We start from the raw sequence: 24,051 nt of genomic DNA on the forward strand, positions 1-24,051 counted from the left end.
ACGGCGGCAGCGGCATATTCACCGCCGCCAGTTGAGGACGTTACGGAAGGTGGGCACAGCGCAACACCCCCTTCGGGCCCAATCTTGAATGGCCCGAACGGACTATGCGTAAGCGGCAGATCACCCGGGGGAGTGAGCCCGCGACATACGTGACTTTCCCGGCAGACCAGGACAGTTGTCTTGCGTCACAACGGACGCCAGGTGACACAGGAGGCGGATTCGGACACGCCTCCCGCAAAAAAACAGGGACCGACCGGAACGATTCGGGGTCGCCGGACGTATTGATACGTGACCGCTCTGCTGTGACAGTTGAGAACAGCTTAGGCCAAGGCCTATACACCTGTCCGGCGAATGAGAACCTAGACGGCTCCTATTGCCGCGCCGTCATGTTCCCCGGACGGGCCCGCCGTTCACCACGCGGTCGTACAACCGTCGATGCCACTGCCTACGACAAGGCACTTGCCCATGGATGTCACGATCCCGCACCCGAACATCCCGAGACCCACCCGCTCCCCGGGGACGCCCCGGGTGAGGGATTAGGCTGCCCCCATGCCAAAAAAGCGCTCGGGTGGTGGTCTGTCCCCTCTGCAGCAGGCCACCAAGTTCCTCGGTGTCAGTGTGCTCGCCGGTGCCGTCATGGCCGGAATCGCGTTGCCCGCGGCCGGAGCGCTGGGGCTCGCGGCCAAGGGCTCGGTCCAGGGGTTCGACGACATCCCGGACAACCTGAAGAGCCCTCAGCTGAGCCAGCGCACCACCATCCTGGACAGCAAGGGCAACCAGCTCGCCTCGGTCTACTCCCGTGACCGCACGGTGGTGGAGCTCAAGGACATCTCGCCGTACATGCAGAAGGCGATCGTCGCCATCGAGGACTCGCGCTTCTACCAGCACGGCGCGATCGACCTCAAGGGCGTCCTGCGCGCCCTGAACAAGAACGCGCAGAGCGGTGGCGTCTCCCAGGGCGCCTCCACGCTCACGCAGCAGCTGGTGAAGAACTACTTCGTGGAGGAGGCCGGCGACGACCCGACGAAGGTCGCCGAGGCCACCCAGCAGACGCTGGGCCGCAAGGTCCGCGAGCTGAAGTACGCCATCCAGATCGAGGAAAAGCTCGGCAAGAAGAAGATCCTTGAGAACTACCTGAACATCACCTTCTTCGGAGAGCAGGCCTACGGCGTCGAGGCCGCCTCCGAGCGCTACTTCTCCAAGCACGCCAAGGACCTGAACCTCCAGCAGTCGGCGCTGCTGGCGGGCATCGTCCAGTCGCCCACGCGCTACGACCCGATCAACGACGAGGCCGAGGCCAAGAAGCGCCGCAACACCGTGCTGGCCCGCATGGCCGAGGTCGGCGACATCTCCAAGGCGGAGGCCCAGCAGGCCGAGCAGACCGACCTCGGACTGAAGGTCAGCCAGCCGAAGAACGGCTGCATCACCGCGGTCAAGGGCGCCAGCTTCTTCTGCAAGTACGTCGAGCGGGTCTTCCTGAGCGACCCGGTCTTCGGCAAGACCAAGGAGGACCGCGCCAAGATCTGGAACCAGGGCGGTCTGACGATCCGTACGACCCTGGACCCGCAGGCCCAGGCCTCGGTGCAGGCCTCGCTCAAGGACCACATCTACAAGTCGGACTCGGTCGCCGCGGCGGCCACCCTGGTCGAGCCCGGCACCGGCAAGATCCTCGGGATGGGCCAGTCGAAGCCGTACGGCTACGGCAAGAACGAGACGGAGTACAACTTCTCGGTCAACGCCGACATGGGCGGCTCGAACTTCGGCTTCCCGACCGGTTCGACGTTCAAGCCGTTCGTCGCCGCCGCCGCGCTGGAGCAGGGCCTGCCGGCCACCCAGCAGTACCCGTCGCCGTACTCGATGAACTACCCGAGCCCCGTCTCGACGTGCAGCGGCAAGAACTGGGTCAACACCGGCGGCGCCACCGTGGAGAACGAGAGCGAGTCGGAACACGGTCCGTACGCGCTGAAGGAGGCGATGGCCAAGTCGGTCAACACCTACTTCGTGCAGATGATCTCCGACATCGGCCTCTGCCCCGTCGTCAGCATGACGAACAAGCTGGGCGTCGTGCAGGGCAACGGCGACAAGATCCCCGAGGTCCCGGCCATCGCGCTCGGCTCCAAGGGCCTCTCCCCGCTGACGATGGCCTCCGCGTACGCGACCTTCGCCAACGAGGGCACGTACTGCACCCCGATCGCCATCGAGTCCATCACCCAGAAGGTGGGCAACCAGCAGAAGTCGCTCGCCGTCCCCAAGTCCACCTGCTCGCGGGCGATGAGCAAGAAGACCGCCGACACCATCAACACCGTGCTGCGCGGCGTGGTCGACTCCGGCACCGGCCAGGAGGCCGGCCTCACCGACCGCGAGAGCGCCGGTAAGACCGGTACGACGGACGCCCGCAAGAACGCCTGGTTCGTCGGCTACACCCCGAACCTGGCCGGCGCGGTCTGGGTCGGCAGCCCCAAGCAGAACGTCGAGATGACCGACATCCGCATCGGCGGCGTCTACCACGCCGAGGTCTACGGCGCCGACACCCCCGGCCCGATCTGGAAGGACGCCATGACCGGCGCCCTGGAGGGCAAGCAGGCCGAGTCCTTCCAGCTCGTCAACATCCCCGACCCCGTCAAGGACAAGGGCAACAACGACGGCGGCAAGAACGGCGACACCACGGGGACCGACAACGGCGGCAACGACAACGGCGGCACCACCGACGGAGGCACCACCCCCACCCCGACGTTCTCCTTCCCGGACGGCTTCATCCAGGGCACGACGAACGGCGGAAACAACGGCAACGGGAACGGCGGCAACCGAGGCTGACTCCGGCCCGGCGAACCACCGTTCACCACCTCGCCTTTCGCTCTTTTCGGCTACGACGACGGGGGCGCCCCCCTTCCACAAGGGGGGCGCCCCCGTCGTCGTAGAAACCTGTTCGTGGGTCAGCCGGCGAGCAGCTTCTTCACCGCCGCGGCGACGCGACCGCCCTCGGCCAGGCCGGCCACCTTCGGGTTCACGATCTTCATGACCGCACCCATGGCGCGCGGGCCCTCGGCACCGGCCGCCTTCGCCTCCTCGACGGCCTGGGAGACGATCGCGGCCAGCTCCTCGTCACCGAGCTGCTTGGGCAGGTACTCGGCGAGGACCTCGCCCTCCGCCTTCTCCTGCGCGGCCTGCTCGGGACGACCACCCTGCGCGAAGGCGTCCGCGGCCTCACGGCGCTTCTTCGCCTCCTTGGCGATCACCTTGAGGATCTCGTCGTCGGAGAGTTCGCGCTTCTCCGTGCCCGCGACCTCCTCCTTGGTGATCGCGGTGAGCGTCAGCCGGAGCGTGGAGGAACGCAGCTTGTCCTGCGCCTTGATCGCGGTGTTGAGGTCTTCCTGCAGCTTCGCCTTGAGCGTGGTGGTCATGGGTTTGATTCTCGCAGGTGCGTGAGCCCGGCCGCCCGCCGATTTACGAGGCGGCGACCGACGGGGTGTCAGGCGTGTCAGTGGGGTCTGACACGATGGAGGCATGCGCGCGCGATACGGAGTACCCCTGGGAATTGCGGCGGCAGGCGCCGCCGGTCTGGTCTACGCGGCGGGCTTCGAGGTCCGCTCCTTCCGCCTGCGCCGGGTGACGGTCCCGGTGCTGCCCGCCGGGATGCGCCCGCTCAGAGTCCTCCAGGTCTCCGACATCCACATGGTCGGCGGCCAGCGCAAGAAACAGCGCTGGCTGCGCTCGCTCGCGGGCCTGCGCCCCGACTTCGTGATCAACACCGGCGACAACCTCTCCGACCCCGAGGCCGTCCCCGAGGTCCTGGACTCGCTCGGCCCGCTGATGGAGTTCCCCGGCGCGTACGTCTTCGGCTCGAACGACTACTACGGCCCCACACTCCGCAACCCCGCCCGCTACCTGTTCGAGAAGACCGCGGGCCGCCACGGTCTGAACGGCAACCCGCCCATCGTGGGAGCCGTCCACAACCCGTGGGAGGACCTGCGGGACGGCTTCGACGCGGGGGGCTGGCTCAACCTCACCAACACGCGCGGCACACTGAAGATCGAGGGCGCGTCGGTGGAACTCACCGGCCTCGACGACCCCCACATCAAGCGCGACCGGTACGCGCGCGTGGCGGGCGGTCCGTCGGACGACGCCGACTTCTCGATGGCGGTCGTGCACGCGCCGTACCTCCGCGCCCTGGACGCGTTCGCCGCGGACGGCTACCCCCTGATCCTCGGCGGCCACACCCACGGCGGCCAGCTCTGCATCCCGTTCTACGGCGCCCTGGTGACCAACTGCGACCTCGACACGGACCGCGTGAAGGGCCTCTCCACGCATACGGCCGAGGGCCGGACGTCGTACCTGCACGTGTCGGCGGGGTGCGGGACGAGCCGGTACACGCCGGTGCGGTTCGCTTGTCCGCCGGAGGCTACGTTGATGACGTTGGTGGGGCGGGAGTAGGCGGGGGATACGCTGCCGTTGCGCCGTGGGGGGCTCGCGGGCGGTGCAGGTTTCGGGGCGGGTCGCCGTGCAGGTCTCGGGCCGTGCGGCTCGGGCGGGCCGCGTAGCCCGTGCGGCTCACCCGTATCGCCCGGTTCGTCCCCGCTGCCTAGCGTGAGGGCATGACCGCTCCGATACCCAGGGACATCCCGGACCTCCCCGCGGTACCCGGCATGCCCGCGCTGCTCGCCTCACCCGTTCCCGCCACCGCGGTGGTGGCTCCGTACCGTCGCCCGGCGGCGGCCGTGTACCGACTGCTGGTCGCGCTGGTGGCGGCAGCGGCGGTGACCGCCGACCTGTTCCTCGGCAGCCCGATCAGGGTCCTGACCTACTTCACGATCCAGAGCAACATCCTGCTGGCCCTGGTGATGATCGCCACCGCCCGCAGGGCATGGACGGCCCGCCGCCCCCTCTCCCCTTTGGTGACGGGCGCGGCCCTGCTGTACATCACGATCACGGGCCTGGTGTACCACCTGATCCTGGCGCACGCGTCGAGCCCGTTCGCGATGACGGGCGGCACGACGGCCCCCACAGGCTGGCAGGCGGTGACGAACCAGATCCTGCACACGGTGACACCGATCGCGGCGGTACTCGACTGGCTGCTGCTGACCGCACCCGGCCGACTGCACCTGCGGATGGCGGCGACGTGGCTGCTGTACCCGGCGACGTACCTCGCGGTGTATCTCGCCCGCGGCGAACTGATCCTGCCCGGCACACCGGGCCGCTACCTCTACACGTTCCTGGACGTCGAGCACCACGGCTACAAGAGCGTTCTCGGCAACGCCCTCCTTCTCGGCCTCGCCTTCTACGCCCTCTCCGTCCTCCTCGTGGCCCTCGACCACGCCCGCCCCAACCCGATCCGCCACCGCGCCAAAACCGGATTTCGTCTCCAGCCACCGGTGGGCTAAAGTAAACGACGTCGCCGCGATGAGCAGCAACACCGGCAAGATGAGCGGCGACATCGGGGTGTAGCGCAGCTTGGCAGCGCGCTTCGTTCGGGACGAAGAGGTCGTGGGTTCAAATCCCGCCACCCCGACAGCTAAATAGCAGTTCAGAGGGCCCTCACCGGATCGGTAAGGGCCCTCTGGCGTAGCTGCGTGTCTAACTGCGTGACTACCGATTCCTGAGTGCCTTAGCGTCTACGACTTCCGCGGATCGGCCCCGAAGATGCCGTCCATGACGACGGCACCGGTCTGGATCACGGGCCGGATCTGCTTCCGGTAGACCTCCTCGGTCACGGCGGTACCCGAGTGACCGACGAGCCGGGAGATCTCTTCCAGGGGGACGCCCCGGTCGGAGAGTAGCGACACGAAGCTGTGCCGGAGCTCCCGGGGAGTCCACGCCGCAGCGTCCACCCCGTCGACATCCTTGAGCGCTTGGCGGAAGGCGCGGCGGACGTTGGCTGCATCGAGCGGCTTGCCCACGGCAGAGGAGAAGACGAGCCCGTGTTCCTCCCACTCCTCGTCAGCAGCGAGCCGGTCCCACCCCTGCTCCTCGAACTGCTGCCACAGCGCTTCCACGCAGCGTGCCGGCAGGGCGAGGGTGCGTCGGGACTTCCGAGTCTTGGTGTCCCCGCTCCGCCGGACCGACCGCCAGACGGCGATGTGCGGAGGCTGCGGCGGGTCGAAGTCCTGCCGCCCCTTCAGAAAGACGTGATCCCAGGTGAGCGCCCGCAGTTCCTCGGTACGGGCACCGGTCAGCAGCGCGACGACGATGTACGCGTGCATGGAGGTTCCAGCGGCCCCCTTCAGTACGGCCTCGGCCTGGACGAAGGTGAGTGCCTTTGACGGCCGCCCCGCCTGCCCCTGGGGCACAGAGCACAGCTCGACGACGTTGCGCTTCACCTTGTCCCGCGCCATGGCCCGCTTGACCGCACGGTTCAGGCAGGAATGGAGGCCCTGGAGTGTGCGCGTACTGAGTGTCTTCGCCTTGGTGGCCAACCAACGGTCCACGTCTTCCGCGCTGAGGTCACGGAGCTTGCGGGCACCGAGCGACGGAATGACGTGCTTCTCGCTCATGAGCGTGGCCGTTTCGACGGTGCTGGGGTCGAGGCCGGCCAGGCCGTAGGCGAGCCAGTCCGTGACCGCGTCCTTGACCGTGTAGTTGGTGGGCGCGATGGCGAGGCCGTCCTCGTGGTCCCGCAGCACCTCTTTGAGCTTGTTCTTCGCCTCCGTCTTGGTCTTGCCACTCCCCCGCTTCACGATCCGCTTCCCGCTCGGGTCGAAACCGAGGTTCGCCGTGGCGATCCAACGCTGTCTCTTCTCGTCCCAGTGGAGCCCGCCGTCACCGCGACTACGACGCTTGGTCATCAGGCAGCACGCTCCAACTGCCCGGAGATGAAGTCGCGGAGAGCTGAAGCAGGGATACGCCGGCACCGGCCGATGGCGACGGAACGCAGACGCCGGGTGCGGATCAGGTCGTAGACCGTGGACCGCCCGACCTTCAGGCGAGCCATGACGTCGACCACGGTCAACAGCTCGTCGTCACGCATGTGTTGGTTCTCCTTCCGTTCCGGGAGCGGGTTCGAGGGATGCGGCGAGCCAGGCTTCGGTGGAGGAGAGGCCGGTTCCGGCGAAGACCCAGTGGGCGAGGACGTATGTCGTGTCGTTCTCTCGCACGTTGAGCGCTGCGGCTTGGGCGCGACGCCAGTCGGCTCGGGCGTCGCGCAGTGCGCCGAGGGTGGTGGAGTAGCGGCGGGACTTGGTGGAGAAGTGGCCGCGGAAGCCGAGCATGTGGGCCCAGGCGCGGAGGCGGAGGTGTTCGAGGCTCTTGCGGGCGCCGAGGGTCCAGGCGGTTCGGATCAGGCGGCGCGCGTGGTCGCTGATACGGGCGTGGGCCACTTCGGCGAGGAACCGAATGGGTCGGTCCAGGGCGCCCGTTGCCGTTTCGGCACCCTTGGTGGCGTACTTCGCGATGTACGCGGCTACGGCCCGATCGGTGAGTTCCTGGCCACCGTCGAAGTCGGCGGAACGGATCGGACGGACGTCGAGCTGACGACCGAACGCGAAAGTGTGCGGACGGTCCTCGATCACTGGGCCCTCTATGCGGGCGGCGGAGGCGGCGGAACGGATGGCATCCGCCAGCAGTTCGGCCGTGGCCCAGGCCGGAGGCAGAGTGCCGCCGCCTTCCGGGCCGTCGAGGCGGATGACTGCGTGGAAGTGGACTGCGCCGCGCTTCTGGTACTCGGCGACCTTGGCGAAGGAAATCCGGGCGTGATTGCGGAACGTGCGTTGGGTGAGGCCGGCGAGCTTGGCGACCTCACGGCGGAGGTAGATCGAGAAGCGCCGCCAAAGGGCACCGGCGTGCGCGTTCCAGAGGACGGCAGCTTCGTAGTCGTAGGTGTTGGGGTTGAGCGGGGTGCCGAGTTCGGTGTCGTCCTGGTCGTGGGAGACGCCGCAGCGGCAAGGGCGGCCATCGGTGCGCCGGTTGTGGACCGGGCCGAAGCCCGGGGCGGTGAAGGTCGCGAAGACGCGGGGGTGCGTGGCTACCCGGTCAGTTGTGCCCTTGCCGCCGCGAAGTCCGGCCGTGATCAGGTGGAAAGTGTCACGACGGTAGGTCTCGGCGCAGGCCGGGCAGCGGGTTGCTCGGCGGTTGTTGCAGCGGACCAGGAGGTGACCGGCCGGGAGGGCGGCCGAGTCCAGTCGGCGGAGGAGACTGCCGATCTCGCCGGTCGCGGTGTCGACGTCGTATTCGGTGCGGTGACCGTCGAGGCGTACGGGGTGGGTGCAGCCGCCCAGGCCCGCGAGTTGTCGGGCGAGTCCGGGCATGTTGCCCAGGGCGGCGAGGGTGCTCAGCTCCGCCAGCGGGGGCGGGGTCGAGTGCGTAAGGATGGGAGGCCCTTTCGCCTGTTTCGGTGGTTGGGAGGGACGGCCCCGGGGTGGCGGGATGCTTAGCGGCGTTTGCCACCCCGGCGGCCGGTCAGCGCCTGTTGGCGTTGCTGACGAGGGAGCGCAGGACCACGGCTGCTATGGCCACGGACACGGCCGTGATGGCGACGGCCGCCAGGAGCGCGGTGAGGACGATGCCAACGACGACCACGGCAACGACCGCGCCCACGTAGGGGGTGAGCGGGCGACCGGCGGGCGGTACAGGGGCCGGGCTCTGCGCCTGGTGGTGCGCGGTGATCGTCGTAGGCGGGTGCAGGGTTTCGGGGAGCTGCGGGCGGAACAACACGGTGTGCCTCCTTGTCACTTGCCAGTGCCGTCGACGACGCCGACCCCAGTGCGGGTGCCGGTCTCGATCGCGGGGGCGAGGAAGGTGTGCGAGAGCCAGAAGCCGAACAGGGCGATCACGACGGCGACCCACATGCGCACGCCGAGGAACTTGATCGCGGCCCAGGCGACGACGCCCAAGACGAAGACGAGTGGGAGAGAGACAGTCACGGGAGCTCCTCAGCGGGCGCGACAGCGGTGGGTGCGGGCAGCCAGTTCGGCGGCGGCGCGGCTGTCGTAGTCGACGGAGGCACCGCAACGCGGGGCGGTGCAGGCGGCGATGTGCTTTTCGCGGCCACGGTCGTCGTTGTACGTGGCGACCTGGACGGGGCCGATCCGGACGACTCGGCGGAAACGAGGGTTGGCGGTCATCAGGGCAGCTCCTTCGGGTCGTCGTGCTTCTCGCCGGTGAAGTCGGCGACGTGGTCGAGCAGCCACCGCCGGATCTCCTCGCCCTCGACGTCGTCGGCGATGAGGATCACGGGTTCGGCGATGAGCATTGCTTCGGTGAGGCGGTTCTGGCGGGTCAGCTCGGCAGCGCGGTTCAGCGCGCGGAGCGTGGACGGACGCATGAGTGGAAGTGCTCCTGGGTTCAGGTGAGTTGGGCGACGATGGCTTCGGCGAGCGGCAGCGGGACGCCGAGCCGGGCACGAAGAGTCGGGGTGTCGATGGGCGCTCCCGTCCGGGCCCGGTGTTCGTCGGCGACCTTGCGGGCGTGGGCAACGAGGGCGGGCGGAACGGGAGTTGTCGACGGCGGAGCGGTTTCGAGTTCCGGGGTCGGCAGTTCGGCCGGAGGTGCTTTCGGCTCGGGTACATCGTTCGAGCCATGTGCCAGGAGCGTTCCGCCGAGGAAGGCAACGGCAGGCCATCCGGCAACGAGGATGCGCAACCAGGCCGGTACGGCGCCCAGGTCGAGCAATCCGGCCGTGGCGACGTTGGCGCCGAGCGACGTGGTCAGTGCGACCAGGAACCAGCACCAGCCAGCCGCTTTCGAACCACCGGAGCGCAGCCGCCGCCAGGCCGCGACCAACAACAGGTCGACGGAGACCGGGTAGGCCCAGGCTTTCCAGCCGTTCTGTCCAGCAGCGGCGGCCAGGTCGTGAAGGTGAGCGAAGGACAGTGCAGCGGCGATCAGAGCTTGGACGAGTACGGCGTCGAGGCGGACGGGCAAGGCACGCACGGCGGCACTCCTTCCGGTTCCAGGCATGGCAGGGGTAGGGACTTGGCGCGGGACGGCCGCGCCGGCCGATGGTTCGGATGGAGCTACTCGGCGACCGGGTGGGGAGCGGCAGCCGTTCCCGAAGCCGCTACAGGCACGGGCGGGCCTTACGGCCGGAAGGGCGCAAGTGCAGGAACGTCCGGGGCAAGGTGCGTCGACTCACGGCAGAGAGCCGCAGCGCCAGCGAGGGACAGGTAGGGGGTACGGATGCGTGACCAGCCGCCGGAGGTGTCACCGACGACGGCGAGGCCAGGCAACTCGGGGGCGATGGAACAGGCCGCGTAGACCGCTTCGGGCGCGATGTCGCCGAGTGCCATCTTGGCGGAGGCTTCGTCGTTGACGCGATGGCAGACACGTCCGGTGAGCTGAGCGCGAAGCATGGTGGCGCCCTTGCCGAGTTCGGCGCCGAAGCGCTGGCCGCACACTTCGAGGTAGATGCCGGCCGCGCGGCCGAGTTGGGCGAGGCGGATGAGGTGGGTGACCATCTCATCGCGCCGTTCCTCGTCCTTGCGCGTGGCGACGAGGAAGAGTTCGGCCACCTCGTCCACGAACAACACGATGGGAGCCGGGCGTTCGCTCTCCGGCAGGCCCCAGATGTCTGAAGTGATCTCCTCCTCAGGGGTGTTGGGGGCGATGCCCTGCCGGGACTTGATCAGGTCGTAGCGATCCTCCATCTCCTTGACCAGGACCGGCAGCAACTCGGCTGCTTCGTCAGGGTCGGTGGCCAGTGCGGAGAGCCGCGAGGCGAAGGGCGCCAGTTCAACGCCGCGCTTGCAGTCGATGCCGACCAGGGCGACGGACTGGGCCGCGAGGCCGGAGACAAGGTGTCGGAGGTACATGGACTTGCCGGACAGCGTGGCGCCGAGGACGAGTTCATGCGGTACGGCGCGGTAGTCACGAAGGAACGCGGTCGCGTCCTCCCGCAGCGCCACCGGCACCCGGAGAAGCCCGCTCTCGACGCGGCGCGGCATCCGCACCTTGCGCAGCACATCGAAGCCGATCAGCCGAAGTTCGACGACTCCAGGCTTGACGTCCCGCACGTGCACGGCGTGAACTCCCCATGCGTGCCGCAGCCGTTCGACTGACGCTGCCACATCCGCCGGTTCCTGCCCCGGGGCCAGCCGCAGCCGCACCCGGAGCCCGGTCGAAGTCGGCCGGATCATGCCCCGACGCGGGGGAACCGGTCGCACCTCCCGCCTGGTGGTGGCCCGGACGGCCAAGGCCCGCCAGCGAGACGGCTCGACGGTCAGCCCACAGGCGTCCATGGTCGAGGAGTACGAGGCCAGTAGCCGGGCCACCGAGAGCGGCAACCCGACCGTGGACCAATACGCCGCCGGGTGGGCGTGCCGGGCGTAGGCCGCGCCGCCTATCGCAGCGAGCGACCCTCCCAGCTCGGCGAACGTGGTCAGGTCCGTCACGGTGATCAACCCGCCTGAGCGACCGGAACCGGGAAGGCACCCGGTGCGATCGCAGTCGCGCGGTAGGCGATGCCGTGCCGCTGCTGGCCGTTGAACACGCTCTCCCACGGTCGGGCGATGAGGCCCGGCAGGGACACCGGAGCGCCAACGGTCAGGCCTTCCGTCACACCGCTTTCAGGAATGGTGACCTGGATGATCGACGAGTCCCCCTCGTCGATGAAGACGACGCCGACGGTCATGAGCGCCTCGCCGCTCACGGTGTCCTTCGCGATCTCACCGGTCTGTCGGTCGCGCACCTTCGGTGCCGGCGCTTCGGTGAGAAGGATCGTGGCGGACGCGGCGTCAACTCGGATTACACGCACAGAGAGTTCTCCTTCAGGTTCGATCAACTCGCCACCTGACAAGTTGACTTAGCAAGTTCGAAGTTAGACATGGCAAGTTGACTTGTCAAGTCAATGAAGCGCGGAAGTGTTAGGCAACTGGCCCCAGACAGGGCTCAGTTCAGACGATAGGTGTCTTCCAACTCCTGCCGATCGGCAGGAAGCAGGACGTCAGAGACCTGTAGCGCTTGCCCGGAGGCATCACACGCGACCACCAGGACACTGAGGACGGGCACGCCGTCCGGGACTTCCAGAAGCTCGGCCTCGTCACGCTCGGGCAACCGAGCCGAGACCCGTTCCGTCACATGGTCGAAGCGGAGCTTCTTCCGTGCTTCCAGGTGCGCACGGGTACCACCGCTCAAGGGGGTGGCACTCTCCAGGTCGGTGCCCTCGATCAGGCCGGCGGGGAAGTACGACGAGACCAGCTCGACGGGTTCGCCATCCCCCTCGACCAGGAACCGGCGCACGAGAACCTTGGCACGCTTCGGCAGCCCGAGCACACTGGCGACGCGCGCCGGAACGAGGACACGGCCGACCTCGACCAGGCGCCCCGAAGCCCGAGACTCATCGCGCGTGAGCGCTTCAGTCCCCCGGCGATCCCTCGTCTCGACCGCAGCAGGACGCCCGCGCACGATCGTGCCGTACCCCTGCCGCGACTCCAGCCAGCCATCACGCTTCAGCAGCTCCAGGGCCCGGACGACGGTCGGGCGGGACATCCCGAAAGCCTGCACCAGTTGGTTTTCACTGGGCACGCGGGTTCCGGGGGCGTATGTGCCGTCCTCGATGCGCCCCTGAAGGGTCTGCGCGAGGCGAACGTACTTCGGTGCCTCCACGTCATACGCCATCAACGCCGCCGCCTGTCGATATTGGCCAAGTCAACTGGTCAACCAGACTAGCGGCAGTGCATATAGAAAAGAACCCAGGCGCCCCTTCAGGCCGGCCAGGCATCGGCCACTACGAAGGAGACGACCGTGCCGCCGAAGCGACTGGGTCCGGAGTGCCACGACTCGGCGATGGAGTCGACCAGCAGCAGCCCGCGCCCATGCGCATCGTTGGCATCCGGGTGCCGCAACCGTACGTTCGCCGGAAATCCGGGGTTGTGGACCTCGACCCGGAGCGAGGCGCCATCCCGGAACCATTCCACCCGCACAAGCCACGGGTCGTCGGCCCGCCCGTAGCGGATGGCGTTGGTCACCAGTTCCGAGATCATCAGCGCGCAGTCGTCGATCGAGCAGGCCGGGTTGTACGGGGCGATGAACTTCCGGAACCAGCGCCGGGCCCTGGGGACGGACTCCGGAGCCGGATGCAGGCTCATCGCGCCGAGTCGCGGTGAGCCCTCAGAGGGGTGGTGGTCGATCGCGTAAGTCATCCGCGTCTACTCCTTGCCGCTGCCGTCGCAGTCGAGGCAGCGCCGCTTCGATGTGGCACGGGTGCGGTCAGCGGCAGCGGCGAGCGTCAGGGACGTGCGCGAACCAACGCGCTTCCAGCCACGTCCCCGACAACTCCGGCAAGGTAAGCGCGCTCCCTGGTCCGGCCGCTGACTCGTCACTCCGTGCCCCCTTCCGATCAAGTGGCCTTAGCCACTTACTGGATAGTGGCATTAGCCACTTGCAGCGCGCAAGCGATTCGGCGAAGTGACAGGTCATCAGGTGAGCGGATACCCCTGCTCGAACGCCCAGCGGTGCGGCGGATAGGTGGCTTCGGCGAACTCCAACGGCCGGTCCTGGAGGTCGAAGACGACGTGATGCACGACCAACACCGCAGAGTCGGGCTCAAGTTGAAGGTCACCCACCTCTTCCTCGGTCCCGGGCCTGGCACACATGCGGTCCTCCGCGTAACTCCCCTGCCGTCCCGTCGAGTTCTCGACGTACATCAGGGTGCCTTCCTGGATCCGCTCCGGCTCCAGCAGCTTGGGCGCCCGCTGCCCGACATCCGGCGCGAACCACGAAGTGGACAGCGAGAGGGGCCCGTCCTGGTTGTTGGTGACCCGCCGGCGATGCACGGCCCGCCGATCCTTCACCAGGCCCAACGCCTCAGCGACGTGGTCCGGCGCGTCCAGCCACCCGGCCGACGTGATCACCGCGTACTCACCGGACGTGTAGATCTTTCCGGTCTGCCGGGCTCGCCCGTACAACTCCCGCGCACGACGGTTCACTTCAAGGCTCCGCACATACGTGCCGGACCCCTGCCGCTTCTCTACGAGTCCCTGATGACTCAGCGCCTCCAACGACCGCGCCGCCGTCGGCCGGGACACCTTCCAACTCACCGCCAACTGCCGCTCCGAAGGAACCTCGTCCCCCGGCCGCAGGTCACCCCGAAGGATCTGATCACGGATGAAGTGCGCGATCTGGAGATACTTCGGCTGAGCCTCCTCAATCTGAGGCATGTCCCCTCCTCGTCCAAGTGGCTATAGCCTCTAGCCACTATAGAGCGAGTGGTCAAGGGCCGACCCCGTACGCTTGGGCCCATGACGCGGTTGATCGTCGCAGCAGGAGGAGGGGGCGACGCAGTCGCCGCCGCAATGCTTGACGCCGCCCTCTACGGCGACGGGGACCAGGCGGTGATCCTCACTTACGCGTGGGACCGCTTGCTGATCGACCCGATACCGGGCCCAAGAAGCGCCGACGACTTCACCGGCCTCGAAGTGATCACCCCGGCCGTTCGCAAGGTGCCCGCGGAGGCCCGCCCCATCGCTCCGGCAGGTTCGACGCTCCCCCGACTCGCCGCGGAGCTCCCGCACACAATCGCGTTGATCGATCCGACGCACGGCGCCGAGGGCGTCACGCGCCAGGTCGAAGAACTGCTCACCCACTTGCAGCCGACCACAATCGACCTCCTGGACGTAGGCGGCGACGTGCTGGCCCGAGGAGGCGAACCGACTCTGAAGAGCCCTCTCGCCGACTCCTTGACGCTGGCAGCATGCGCCCAAGTGAACGCGTCGGTAAGGCTGTTGGTCGCAGGCCCCGGCCTGGACGGCGAGCTGTCACACGAGGATCTGCGCGGCTTGCTCGGCCCAGTGGTCCACACGTTCACGGCGAAGGACGTGGAACCGATCGGCTCGGTCCTGGAGTGGCACCCCTCCGAGGCGACCGGGATGCTCGCTGCAACAGCCCGAGGTGTACGGGGCACGTGCGAGGTCAGAGACGCGGGACTTCCCATCCCCCTCACCGACGAGAGCCCGACCGTCCACGAAGTCGACCTGGACGAGGCCCTGAGCCGCAACGAGTTGGCCCGCGCCATCATGGCGACAACAACCCTGGACGAGGCAGAAGCCTTGAGCCGCGAGGTCTGCGGCTTCTCGGAAATCGACTACGAGCGCAACAAGGCACTTTGGCTCAAGGAGCAACAGCCGACAAAGCTCGACGCCGGCTCAGTACTGCCACAACTCGCCCAGTTCGAGGCCGAAGCACGAAGCCGCGGAATCACCCACACGACGTTCCGCCACCTCACCGAGGTCCTAAACCTCGACGGCTCACAGCGCGATGACCTGCGCCAACTACTCCTCCACAGCCACCCCGAGCAATACGCAGCCCCGCTGTGGAGCATTACGACCAATGACCCCCAGGAGCCGAGCCGGCGGACACCATGAGCGCCTACAGCAGCGATCCGGACCTCAACGTGCACGACGTCACCGGCAACGGCACGGAAGTCGACGTCGCCATCAACCTGCTCAACGGTGACATCAGGCTCTCGATCCTGTGGACCCAAGAGATCCTCTTGTCCGCCGACGCCGCCGACCAGGTAGCCGACGCTCTCCGACGAGCCGCTGCACAGTCCCGCAGCATCACAGCGGCCCCAAGCGCCGACTGAGTAACAACCTTCTCTACTGGTTCAAGGCGGCTCGCTCCGCTCCCCGCGCGCGGCACGGGCGCCGGCCCGGCCTGCGCTCCTGTCTCCGCCCCGCTCCAGCCCGGCCGGCGCCCGTGCCGCGCATATGGATTGGCCGAGACCATGAGAGGTGCACCGCATTGGAGTGGACCATGGTCAGAACGAGCCTCCGGCGGGGGATCGGCCAGCACCGGGATGGAGGGGGCGCCGTTCGCGCCTGCGGATCCGTCGTGGCGTGCGTGGGATGCTTCCATCCCGTCCACCGTCGCCCCAGGCAGAGCCGAGCAGACGCGGCCCATGGCGTCCAGGTCGTTCGTACAGTGGCGCGCTCCACCTGGACGCCATGAACCACGCCCGCTCCACGGTGTGTGGGTCGACGGCGGACGGGATGGAAGCTGGGGCGAGTGGTGGGTTGAGCCGTGAGCGACAGCGAGGGCTACTAGGCCGGGCAAACCATGAGCTATCAGTCCGTTTCCCTGCGAGGCGATCGCGACAACTGACACGATCGACAGCATCTGGGAAGCACGGAGGAAGCATGAGAGCTCAGGAGTCCCGCGTTTCGGTGGCGCTAGTTGAGGATCTTGGACACTACCCACACGAAGTTTGGGATCTAGGACTCGACCAGCTTGACATGTTCACCGAGGAGGTGATCGAAGAACTGGATACGATCGCATGGGCTGAGGGGAACGACTACCCAAATCACAGCACCATCTCGGCGCGGACCGGCAAACACAGCTGGGGGGCTTCGGGTTCCTTCTCTGAAATCATTATGCAGGTCTCCTCGAACGCTGGTGGAGGCATCACCGCCGTGGCTGTCACGGCTGCGATCAAGAGTGTTTACAAGAAGCTGATGAGCCGAGCGTACGGCGACACCTGGCGATCGATGCCTTCAACCGAGCAGGCAGTCGACATGGCTAAGTCGCGTCTTCACGTGCACTACAACGTTGCCGTTGACAAACTCATGGTTATCCGGACAGACGTTGACGTAGAGGCTCAGCGCTACGACCTTGAGTTCAGCCATGAGGATGGGCGGAAGTTCGGCGCAACTGTGGGCGCCATCAAGGGGATGCCTTCCTGTACGCGTGTGTGGGCTGAGGGGACTGAGCCCATGCCTCGCCCCCTTCCCGAACCTCCGGACCCCGGGAACTGACGTCGGCCAATGGTTAGAGTCACCGCCCAACGGGGCCTCGCTGTCAGGGTCCCCTTCGATGTCTGACACCAACGCCTGACACCAACAGCCGTGAACTGCCCCGGTCGAATCCGAACCCCGGTGACCAGTTACCTAGGACGTACCGGACGTTGAAGCAAGTGATCAGACCCTCATGATCGACCTGATAGGGATGAAGCCCACGACGCAACGCCAGCGACATCGGCCCGCCGCGACGGACGACTGGGCAGGATAGCGGTATGCCACGCCGACGCTTGAATGACGACGAGTCCCCCCGTTTCTGCCGCTCGCATGATGCGGGGACCACGCATTGGCCAAGAAACCGAGCTCTTGAGCGGAACCGTCGCGGTGTCTGCGGCGCCGAAGGATGCAACTTCAAGATCGACAGACGAGGCAGAGTCCGCCAGATAAGCGGTTCGCACGTTGAGGAGGTCCTGCGGGCCCACCGCGAGGTGTCGCAGCAGGCAGAGGGGCGACGAAGCGGACCCTGGCTCAGCGGATCGTTCTACCTTGTCGCCATCTTGGCAACTACAGCCGCCACGATCAGCGCTAGTCGCCTAGCACCCCCGTGGACAGTGCCTGTCGTAATCGTCGGCTCTCTGCTCGGGGTTGGAACGGTTGGTGCACTACAGCTTCGCCACGACGACAGGCTGAGCGAGCGGCGTTTTGTGGATCTCATCAAGATGACCTTCCTGAACCTGCCCGCCCTGCTGCGGCGGTCTCCTCCCCCTGTCGATCTACCACCCAACGGCCAAGAGAACACCAACAGCCAAGAGGTGCCGCCAGCGTAGGCGCGTGCCAGACCCGTGCCAGGTGGGCCGGGAAACCACGGGGAACACCGGGGAACTGGTCGCCCGCCCACCAGACCCCTGCGCTATTGCGGCGCAGGTCAGCGGCAGAACAAGCCCTGCATACCCTTAGCTTCCCAAGCCGAGGGCTCCGGCGTTGTGGTCACGCGCCGACTGTCGCGGCTCTCTCTGGTCGACGCTCAGCAGCATCGCTGAGCCAGGCGAGGGTGCAGCGAGGCATACACGCGCGTGATCGGTTGGCACTCTCGCCGTCGTGGCTGACTGTCGCCGACTGGGGTCGACGCTTAGGCTCATCGGACGCCGGTGCGCAGAATCACGGAAAACAGCACTTCGAACGATTGCGCAGCGGTAGTCAGCATTTTCCCACGAACATGCCACCCGGCAGCTAACTCATCGCTAAGATCAGTGAACGTCTCTATCTCAGCGGACAGTAAGGGGAACCCGTGGCACGCATCCCTCAGAACGAAAATGAATTGTTCGACGATCAGGACGGGGAAGAAAACGATCCTGGAGAAATCTCCTCAACCGACGTTCATCGCGCAGTTGTCACTGACACCGACTGGACCACGGAAACAATCCTTAGCCAGCTTCGGCGCGGCAACATCCAGCTAAACCCGAAATTCCAACGTCGAGACGCCTGGGACCCAGGACGTAAAAGCAAATTCATCGAGTCTCTGATACTAGGTCTCCCTGTACCACAGATCGTCTTGGCGGAAGACCGGAAGCAGAGGGGTAAATTCATCGTCCTCGACGGGAAACAACGCCTCCTTACGCTCCGGCAATTCGCAATCGGGTCTTCTATGGACGTCTCTAGGGCTGACGAAACGATCAAGGGGTTCGGGCTGACGTCGCTGGATGTCCGCAAGGACCTACGTCTAAAAACACTCAAGAAACTTGAGGACGACGGTGCCTATATTGACGACCTCAACGCACTCCTCAATGAAACTATTCGCACCGTCGTGGTTCGTCGATGGCCGAACGAGGAATTTCTAAATCTAGTATTCCTTCGCCTAAACACCGGCAGCGTACGATTGTCACCTCAAGAGCTGCGCCAGGCTCTACACCCCGGAGACTTCACCGATTTCTTGGACCTAGCAACATATAACAGCACCGAGCTACAAACCGCCCTCCGCATTAAAAAACCAGATTTTCGAATGCGTGACATCGAGATCATGCTTCGCTATTACGCTATGACCCTTCGCTTGGGCGAATACACCGGAAACCTCAAGAAATTCCTAGACGATACCGTCAACGAACTCAACGAAGCATGGCCGACCCGGGAAGGCTGGATCAAGGAAGTCGCTTCAGAATGCAATCGGGCTATCCAGGCGACTTTTGACGTATTCGGCGATAGTGCGTTCTACAGGTGGTCGCACGGAGATTATGAAGGACGATTTAATCGCGCAGTGTTCGACGTCATGACCTACTATTTTAGGCACGAAGCCATCGCTAATGCCGCCATCGACGACAGGATTGCCGTAGAGAAATCCTTCAGGAATCTATGCGACACGAACTCCGAGTTCGTGGAATCAATTCAAACGACCACTAAAACTCCGCTGGCCACAAGTAGGCGTCTTTCGATTTGGGGTGAGACGCTACAACGAATTCTTGTCGATACGGATGTTCCGATCCCTGGGTTCACGAACAATCGAATTATCCCCTGAGAGGCCTTGATGTCGTCGCCACGCTACAGGGCCATGTCGCGCAGAATTACTGAGCTGCGCCAAAATCTCCTGCCGGCAAAGTTCAGTCTACTAGGGCTCTACTCAGATCGAGTTTATGAGCGCACTCGCGCCTTTCGAGTACTCACTCACGCCGAGTTCGAGGCCTTTATTGAAGATCGAGCGCTTGAGGTAGTCACCAAAGCCCATTCGGAATGGAAGCGCACGGGTGTAATCCGCCCAAGCCTTCTTAGCTTGATGTCGCATTGGGAATCCAGCCCGTCGATTCCCGAAAACTTGGGGGATTTGGGTGATAACTCCTCAAAATATCCAACTCTTGCCGCGCGAATCAAGACCGCAAAAGGGCACTACAGTACTTACATAAAGACGCGCAACAATGGCATTAAAGAAAAGAATCTACTTCTCATCTTGCTACCATTGGGCGTGACAAAGAATGAAATTGATACGGCTTGGCTCGATGGCACAGAAAGTTGGGCGACGGACAGAGGAACGGTTGCTCACACGTCCGCCAAGATGCAAGTCCAACTAGACCCAAAGATCGAACTAGCCACTGTGCGTAAAGTGAGGGACGGATTCCGGGACATTGATAAGATCCTGCTGCGTAAGTAGGGCCTGGGGCATCGGTAGGCTGCCCATGGACGATTCGCGGACAGGCCGGCGGCAATTGGTAACTCGCAACCGTCTGACCAGGGAAAAGACGACAAGCGGAAGCGCCCTCCGGATCCGTGTGCCCTACGGCTCTGCTATCAAATGGGCGACGGCAGCAGGTGACCTAGGGAGGCAGACTGCCCGCTGGACTCAGCTGTGGTGAGTGTCGCACTAGGAACGGCACCAGGTGAGTGTCTAACTGCGTGACAACGCCGACGAACAACGGCAGACGAGCACGAACACCTATGGATCATCAGCGCAGTTGAGAGGCATACCAGCCCAAGGCACCGCCCCCGCCCAAGTTGCTTCGGGACGAAGAGGTCGTGGGTTCAAATCCCGCCACCCCGACAGTGAAGTACCAGGTCAGGGGCCTGATCCGCTTAGCGGGTCGGGCCCCTGAGCGGTTCCTAAGGCCTCCTGGGAGAAATCTGGGAGAAGATCTTGAAAATCCGCTTCCCCGGGTGGCAGGGCCGATCGCCGGAACGCGGGACTCTCACGACCGAAGACGCAGTGAGCACGCTCAGCGATGGGAGCGACGGCAGTAGCCGACGCTCATAACCAACGGTGGTCGGCCTCCCGAGATGAGGTGCTGGAAGGCGCCAGGAGCAGCTTCGAACCGACAGCAGAGTGTTGTGAGTGTCACACGCTCGGGAGTAAAGAGGCCGGATTCATGCCCTCCGCTGCCCTGCCGCTATGCCCGTCACCCACCTGCTCGAACCGATCCGATCTGGCCGACGATGATGCTCTCGACAGGCACACCATCGACTTCTTGCGGCAACTCCGGCCCTTCGTCAGCGCTAACGAGTTGAACCATGACGACGTAGGCACCCCCTGTTCCCCCCAGGCCAACACCGTTGACTCGGGGGTCGTGGGCGAACCTCTGCGCGAGCGCACGCTTTGCAGCTCGGGCAGCTCCGAGGGTGGCCATACATCCTCCACACGTCGTTTCAGAACGCAAGTGTGGCATGAATCTGCCCCAACGCTAGATCCAGAGGATTGGCGTACGTCACAGGTCCCTGTGGCCCCGTATCACTACCGGCGAAGAGCAACCCGACTCCGGCGGGAGGATCCACCGAGAACACAAGGGAACCACTGTCGCCGCCATCACTGAAGAGCTCGCCGTCGCGTCCCTGTATCGCGATCTGATTGTCGAACGTCAGAACACCGAGGGGGTCACCGTAGTCGACCCACAGGTTCTCTATCTCGAACATCAAGATCGAACCGTCAGTCTCGCCAGTAGTCCTACCGATCTTCTTCACAGGCAACCCCTGCTCGGGATCGATATAGCCGGTCACCCCGTAGGGGAAGCTGACATCCAGAGCAGCAGCGAGCGCCTCATCTATTTCACACGCCGCAACGTCTGTGACGTTAGCGCTGGCGTCCCCTTCCCGAAGATCGACGACAGCGCTAAGCGCACCGATCCGGTCGTTGAATGTTCCAAGATCGAGAGGACCAGGCTGCAGTATCGGATCGCCGAGTCGTCCTCGGTTACACGCTGCGAGAACGTGATTATTAGACAAGGCATGGACACCCGAATGCCCAGCGATCCGCACGAAAGCGCCCAGCGTACCTGCGGTGACAAGCTGATGCCCCACCGACAGCCCTGGTACAAGAGGCCTGACCTTGTCTGCATGTAGGGGCCGAACGCTCCCCACGTACTGCACGACCAAATCATGGGAAAAATAACTGGTCAGATGGTGAACGACCCGTCGTGTCTCGGCATTGTCTTCCTGAACCTGCACTCCGATACCGAATTCACCCGGCTTCTCTGTGGGCGTGATCCCGACCGCTACTCCTCCGGCTCGGGGCGATTCAGGAGGAGCGTCTGAGGTGAGATGCCGCTCAGTGGCTGCTTTCGCCCTCCCAACCACCCGAGGTGAAAGCGTCTCCCCTGTTCGCAGTTGATGGACGAACTCCTTCTTCAGGAGTCTGACAGAGTCAATTTTCATACCCGCCTCCGCTAGAGATCGCTCCACTGACAACGACTCAGTTCTTAGCGGCCTCGACTGTGTGAGAGGTAGGTCCAGTATCACACCTTCACCGCAATTCGCCACAACGACGACGTGGTCACCTATCGCGCAAAAGCGCACAGCGATGCTTCGCCATCCGATGGGAATCGCTCTGCAAGTAACGAGTGCCCATTCATGCCCACGCACGAGAGATCGGTGAGGCATCTGGGAGAAGATCTTGACATTCTCCTCCCAGACGGCAGCTACAGACGTGTTCTTCGGTGTTTCTGCAGAAGGTCGTTCAACGCGGCCACCGGTGACGTGTGAGACATCGTCAGCCGAGCATCGAGTGCCGCCTCCCACTCTGCGGTGAGCGCCTCCATCAGCTCCCTACGCATCTCCCGCGTGATGTGTGTATAGCGCGCCTGCACGGACCCGTCGATGTGTCCCAAGCGCTCATCCATGAGCTTCGGCGGTGTACGGAAACCCTCCATTCGCGTCTTGTGCGTATATCGAAGCCCATGGGGCGTAAGCCCCTTGGCGATCGGCACCCAGCATGCGTCTGCCCGCGCCTGGGCGCCTCTCCCCCGTGCCGGCACGCCAGGCAACGGCTCAGCAAGCAGGGGCACGGGCCGCGCTTCCTGCGGTGCCTTCTTCGGGTACCAGCCGGAGGCGGCAGGCGTGAAGAGCCACGTAGCAAACCCGTTCCGTCGCCAATGCGCGGCCTGGTCGACCGCGCCACCGCCGCGGGTGAACCCGAGAGCCTCAATGGCCTCCCGTACGCGTGCCCTGGTGACTTCCCCGACGACATCCGGCCGGTTGAGGACATTGGACACGGTCCCCGTGGATACGCCGGCGCGTCTCGCCACGTCCACGATCTTCGCACCGGTCTCCCCAGTTCGGGAAACGCCCTGTCCACAGAAGACGTACGTCTTACCGTGACAGGTGCAGGGCTTCGGCTTCGTACGGGCTATGTGCCCAGTCCACAGACGAGCGAGCCATACAGGGGCATCGACTGTGCGATAGCTATCGGCTTTGGGCGGGCAGCGCTCGAACTCTCCCGAGTCGAGTTCGTAGAGCTGCCATTCCACACGCACAGCTTGGGGACGGATGAACTCGGTCTCCAAGCCCACGATTTCGCTACACCTCATGCCCGTATAGCCCTTGGTCACGACGGCCACGAACTCGTCGTCGCGCCCGGAGGGGAGTGAGGCGCGCTCGGCACAGAGCAGGATGCCGAGCGGATCTGTGACGACTTTTTCGGGACCGCGGTCACGAGAGCGTCCAGCGCGTTTCCCTCTGCCTCGGCGTTTCGTGGCAGGGTTAGAACTGATGAGTTCGTCGTCAACCGCGTCTTCAAGGAGCAGGTGGAGGGTGCCGCGCCACGTCTTCACACTCGATGCGGCGTAGAGCGCCTTCTCCCTCTTCTCCCAGGCGTCAACGTCCACACGCTGTATCGACGCGAGCGCACGCTCCTCGAACTCAGGCAATAGGTGCTCTTCAATGTGGCGACGGTAGTTCTGCATTGTGGACGCGGCCAGGTCTTGCCCTGCGTACCACCGTGAGGCGTACTCGCCGAATGTGACCTGTCCTGCCGCCGGATCTTTCCAACCGCCTGCACGCACTTTCGCCTCTTCGGCGTCGGCGGCTTGCTTGGCAGCGCGCTTCGTACGGAAGCGGATGACGTCGCCGTTCTCGTCAGCAACGGTGCCGTACTTGCCTGTTGAGATTTTGAAGCGGCCACGCCAGTACGTGCCGCGGTCTTCCGCGAACCCCATGTTCCCCCTCATTGCAAAGCGATGGGTGGGAGCCAGGTTCGGCTCCCACCCATCGCGGTCATTCGGTTGGTCAGGCTGCGTTCCGGGCGCGCCGTGGGCGACGTGCCTTGAGTTTCACTGTGGGCACATCGAAGAAGACGACCGTGCGTCCGCGCGCCGAAATGGCCTTGTCCTCAGGGGCGTTCACCTGGTCCGGACGCTCCTCAAAGATGTGGAAGATCTCCTCCACGTGAGCCCGTGTAAAGCGGTAGCCGCTGCCGCCGCGGATGAACGGGATGCGGCGGCGCCGCGCTTGTTCCTTCACCCACCACTCCGAGCAGTCGAGCGCCTCAGCGACTTCGGCAGGTGAGTACGTCGGTGGAAGGCCCTGGTTCCTCTGGCCCGAGTTCATGACACCTCTTCCGGGAAGTTGAGCGGACAGGAGAAGCTCGGCCCCTACCTGTCAGGTCCGCTACTTCCGCTACCTCCGCTACCTCCCTGGTCAGGGGCAT

General features: G+C 65.1%; 24 protein-coding genes, 1 tRNA gene and 1 pseudogene. 9 read left to right on the forward strand and 17 right to left on the reverse strand.

Going from position 1 to position 24,051, the window contains the following annotated elements:
- Positions 1–549 precede the first annotated feature (549 nt).
- Complete coding sequence (locus ACWIHT_RS25585) at positions 550–2,814, forward strand: transglycosylase domain-containing protein (RefSeq protein ID WP_456170568.1); 2,265 nt, start codon at positions 550–552, stop codon at positions 2,812–2,814.
- Between the two features lie 119 nt (positions 2,815–2,933).
- Here the strand turns inward: ACWIHT_RS25585 and ACWIHT_RS25590 are convergent, their stop codons facing one another.
- Positions 2,934–3,401 carry a GatB/YqeY domain-containing protein gene (locus tag ACWIHT_RS25590; RefSeq protein ID WP_456170570.1) on the reverse strand — a complete coding sequence of 156 codons (468 nt, stop codon included), beginning with the start codon at positions 3,399–3,401 and terminating at the stop codon, positions 2,934–2,936.
- 103 nt (positions 3,402–3,504) lie between these two features.
- Here ACWIHT_RS25590 and ACWIHT_RS25595 point away from each other — a divergent pair, with 103 nt between their 5' ends.
- From ACWIHT_RS25595 to ACWIHT_RS25605, 3 genes are all read left to right on the forward strand, one after another.
- On the forward strand, positions 3,505–4,431 hold the full coding sequence (locus ACWIHT_RS25595) for a metallophosphoesterase (protein WP_456170572.1): 927 nt from the start codon (positions 3,505–3,507) through the stop codon (positions 4,429–4,431).
- Between the two features lie 161 nt (positions 4,432–4,592).
- On the forward strand, positions 4,593–5,378 hold the full coding sequence (locus ACWIHT_RS25600; RefSeq protein WP_456170574.1) for a Pr6Pr family membrane protein: 786 nt from the start codon (positions 4,593–4,595) through the stop codon (positions 5,376–5,378).
- 54 nt (positions 5,379–5,432) lie between these two features.
- Positions 5,433–5,506: transfer RNA gene (locus ACWIHT_RS25605), tRNA-Pro, on the forward strand.
- Positions 5,507–5,609: 103 nt separating this feature from the next.
- Here the strand turns inward: ACWIHT_RS25605 and ACWIHT_RS25610 are convergent.
- From ACWIHT_RS25610 to ACWIHT_RS25670, 13 genes and pseudogenes are all read right to left on the reverse strand, one after another.
- On the reverse strand, positions 5,610–6,779 hold the full coding sequence (locus ACWIHT_RS25610) for a site-specific integrase (RefSeq protein WP_456170576.1): 1,170 nt from the start codon (positions 6,777–6,779) through the stop codon (positions 5,610–5,612).
- Complete coding sequence (locus ACWIHT_RS25615; protein ID WP_384288232.1) at positions 6,779–6,961, reverse strand: helix-turn-helix domain-containing protein; 183 nt, start codon at positions 6,959–6,961, stop codon at positions 6,779–6,781. The genes ACWIHT_RS25610 and ACWIHT_RS25615 overlap by 1 nt, the downstream gene beginning before the upstream one ends.
- Positions 6,954–8,237: a replication initiator gene (locus tag ACWIHT_RS25620; RefSeq protein ID WP_456170579.1), complete on the reverse strand. Its 1,284-nt coding sequence runs from the start codon at positions 8,235–8,237 to the stop codon at positions 6,954–6,956. The genes ACWIHT_RS25615 and ACWIHT_RS25620 overlap by 8 nt, the downstream gene beginning before the upstream one ends.
- A 151-nt stretch (positions 8,238–8,388) precedes the next feature.
- Entirely contained in the window at positions 8,389–8,640 is a 252-nt protein-coding gene (locus ACWIHT_RS25625; protein ID WP_456170735.1) for a SpdD protein, read from the reverse strand.
- Positions 8,641–8,657: 17 nt separating this feature from the next.
- The gene (locus tag ACWIHT_RS25630) at positions 8,658–8,852 is read right to left on the reverse strand and encodes a hypothetical protein (protein WP_456170580.1); all 195 of its coding nucleotides are present in this window, start codon (positions 8,850–8,852) and stop codon (positions 8,658–8,660) included.
- 9 nt (positions 8,853–8,861) lie between these two features.
- Entirely contained in the window at positions 8,862–9,053 is a 192-nt protein-coding gene (locus tag ACWIHT_RS25635) for a mobile element transfer protein (RefSeq protein WP_456170581.1), read from the reverse strand.
- Positions 9,053–9,253 carry a hypothetical protein gene (locus ACWIHT_RS25640; protein ID WP_456170582.1) on the reverse strand — a complete coding sequence of 67 codons (201 nt, stop codon included), beginning with the start codon at positions 9,251–9,253 and terminating at the stop codon, positions 9,053–9,055. Before ACWIHT_RS25640 ends, ACWIHT_RS25635 begins: the two co-directional genes overlap by 1 nt.
- 20 nt (positions 9,254–9,273) lie before the next feature.
- On the reverse strand, positions 9,274–9,861 hold the full coding sequence (locus tag ACWIHT_RS25645; protein ID WP_456170583.1) for a DUF2637 domain-containing protein: 588 nt from the start codon (positions 9,859–9,861) through the stop codon (positions 9,274–9,276).
- A gap of 83 nt (positions 9,862–9,944) precedes the next feature.
- Positions 9,945–11,318, reverse strand: a pseudogene (locus ACWIHT_RS25650) (FtsK/SpoIIIE domain-containing protein).
- Positions 11,319–11,323: 5 nt separating this feature from the next.
- Positions 11,324–11,680: an SCO3933 family regulatory protein gene (locus ACWIHT_RS25655; protein WP_033284757.1), complete on the reverse strand. Its 357-nt coding sequence runs from the start codon at positions 11,678–11,680 to the stop codon at positions 11,324–11,326.
- 134 nt (positions 11,681–11,814) lie between these two features.
- Positions 11,815–12,543 carry a GntR family transcriptional regulator gene (locus tag ACWIHT_RS25660; protein WP_456170584.1) on the reverse strand — a complete coding sequence of 243 codons (729 nt, stop codon included), beginning with the start codon at positions 12,541–12,543 and terminating at the stop codon, positions 11,815–11,817.
- An 86-nt stretch (positions 12,544–12,629) separates the two neighbouring features.
- The gene (locus ACWIHT_RS25665) at positions 12,630–13,067 is read right to left on the reverse strand and encodes an ATP-binding protein (protein ID WP_043667479.1); all 438 of its coding nucleotides are present in this window, start codon (positions 13,065–13,067) and stop codon (positions 12,630–12,632) included.
- Between the two features lie 276 nt (positions 13,068–13,343).
- Positions 13,344–14,084: a GntR family transcriptional regulator gene (locus ACWIHT_RS25670; RefSeq protein ID WP_456170585.1), complete on the reverse strand. Its 741-nt coding sequence runs from the start codon at positions 14,082–14,084 to the stop codon at positions 13,344–13,346.
- Between the two features lie 81 nt (positions 14,085–14,165).
- Between ACWIHT_RS25670 and ACWIHT_RS25675 the strand changes: the two genes are divergently transcribed.
- The 5 genes from ACWIHT_RS25675 to ACWIHT_RS25695 all read left to right on the forward strand — a co-directional run bounded on the left by ACWIHT_RS25675 (position 14,166) and on the right by ACWIHT_RS25695 (position 19,794).
- The gene (locus ACWIHT_RS25675; protein WP_456170586.1) at positions 14,166–15,287 is read left to right on the forward strand and encodes a DUF1152 domain-containing protein; all 1,122 of its coding nucleotides are present in this window, start codon (positions 14,166–14,168) and stop codon (positions 15,285–15,287) included.
- Complete coding sequence (locus ACWIHT_RS25680) at positions 15,284–15,508, forward strand: hypothetical protein (RefSeq protein WP_456170588.1); 225 nt, start codon at positions 15,284–15,286, stop codon at positions 15,506–15,508. The genes ACWIHT_RS25675 and ACWIHT_RS25680 overlap by 4 nt, the downstream gene beginning before the upstream one ends.
- Positions 15,509–16,061: 553 nt before the next feature.
- The gene (locus tag ACWIHT_RS25685) at positions 16,062–16,676 is read left to right on the forward strand and encodes a hypothetical protein (protein ID WP_456170589.1); all 615 of its coding nucleotides are present in this window, start codon (positions 16,062–16,064) and stop codon (positions 16,674–16,676) included.
- Between the two features lie 1,270 nt (positions 16,677–17,946).
- Positions 17,947–19,167: a DUF262 domain-containing protein gene (locus ACWIHT_RS25690; RefSeq protein ID WP_456170590.1), complete on the forward strand. Its 1,221-nt coding sequence runs from the start codon at positions 17,947–17,949 to the stop codon at positions 19,165–19,167.
- 33 nt (positions 19,168–19,200) lie between these two features.
- Complete coding sequence (locus ACWIHT_RS25695) at positions 19,201–19,794, forward strand: hypothetical protein (protein ID WP_456170591.1); 594 nt, start codon at positions 19,201–19,203, stop codon at positions 19,792–19,794.
- A gap of 986 nt (positions 19,795–20,780) precedes the next feature.
- On the opposite strand, the gene ACWIHT_RS25700 is transcribed toward ACWIHT_RS25695, so the two are convergent.
- From ACWIHT_RS25700 to ACWIHT_RS25710, 3 genes are all read right to left on the reverse strand, one after another.
- Positions 20,781–21,782 carry a hypothetical protein gene (locus ACWIHT_RS25700; protein WP_456170592.1) on the reverse strand — a complete coding sequence of 334 codons (1,002 nt, stop codon included), beginning with the start codon at positions 21,780–21,782 and terminating at the stop codon, positions 20,781–20,783.
- Positions 21,783–22,045: 263 nt separating this feature from the next.
- Complete coding sequence (locus ACWIHT_RS25705) at positions 22,046–23,560, reverse strand: LacI family DNA-binding transcriptional regulator (RefSeq protein ID WP_456170593.1); 1,515 nt, start codon at positions 23,558–23,560, stop codon at positions 22,046–22,048.
- A 70-nt stretch (positions 23,561–23,630) separates the two neighbouring features.
- The gene (locus tag ACWIHT_RS25710) at positions 23,631–23,951 is read right to left on the reverse strand and encodes a helix-turn-helix domain-containing protein (protein ID WP_456170594.1); all 321 of its coding nucleotides are present in this window, start codon (positions 23,949–23,951) and stop codon (positions 23,631–23,633) included.
- Positions 23,952–24,051 lie beyond the last annotated feature (100 nt).

This window comes from Streptomyces sp. NPDC002276 (assembly GCF_053891435.1).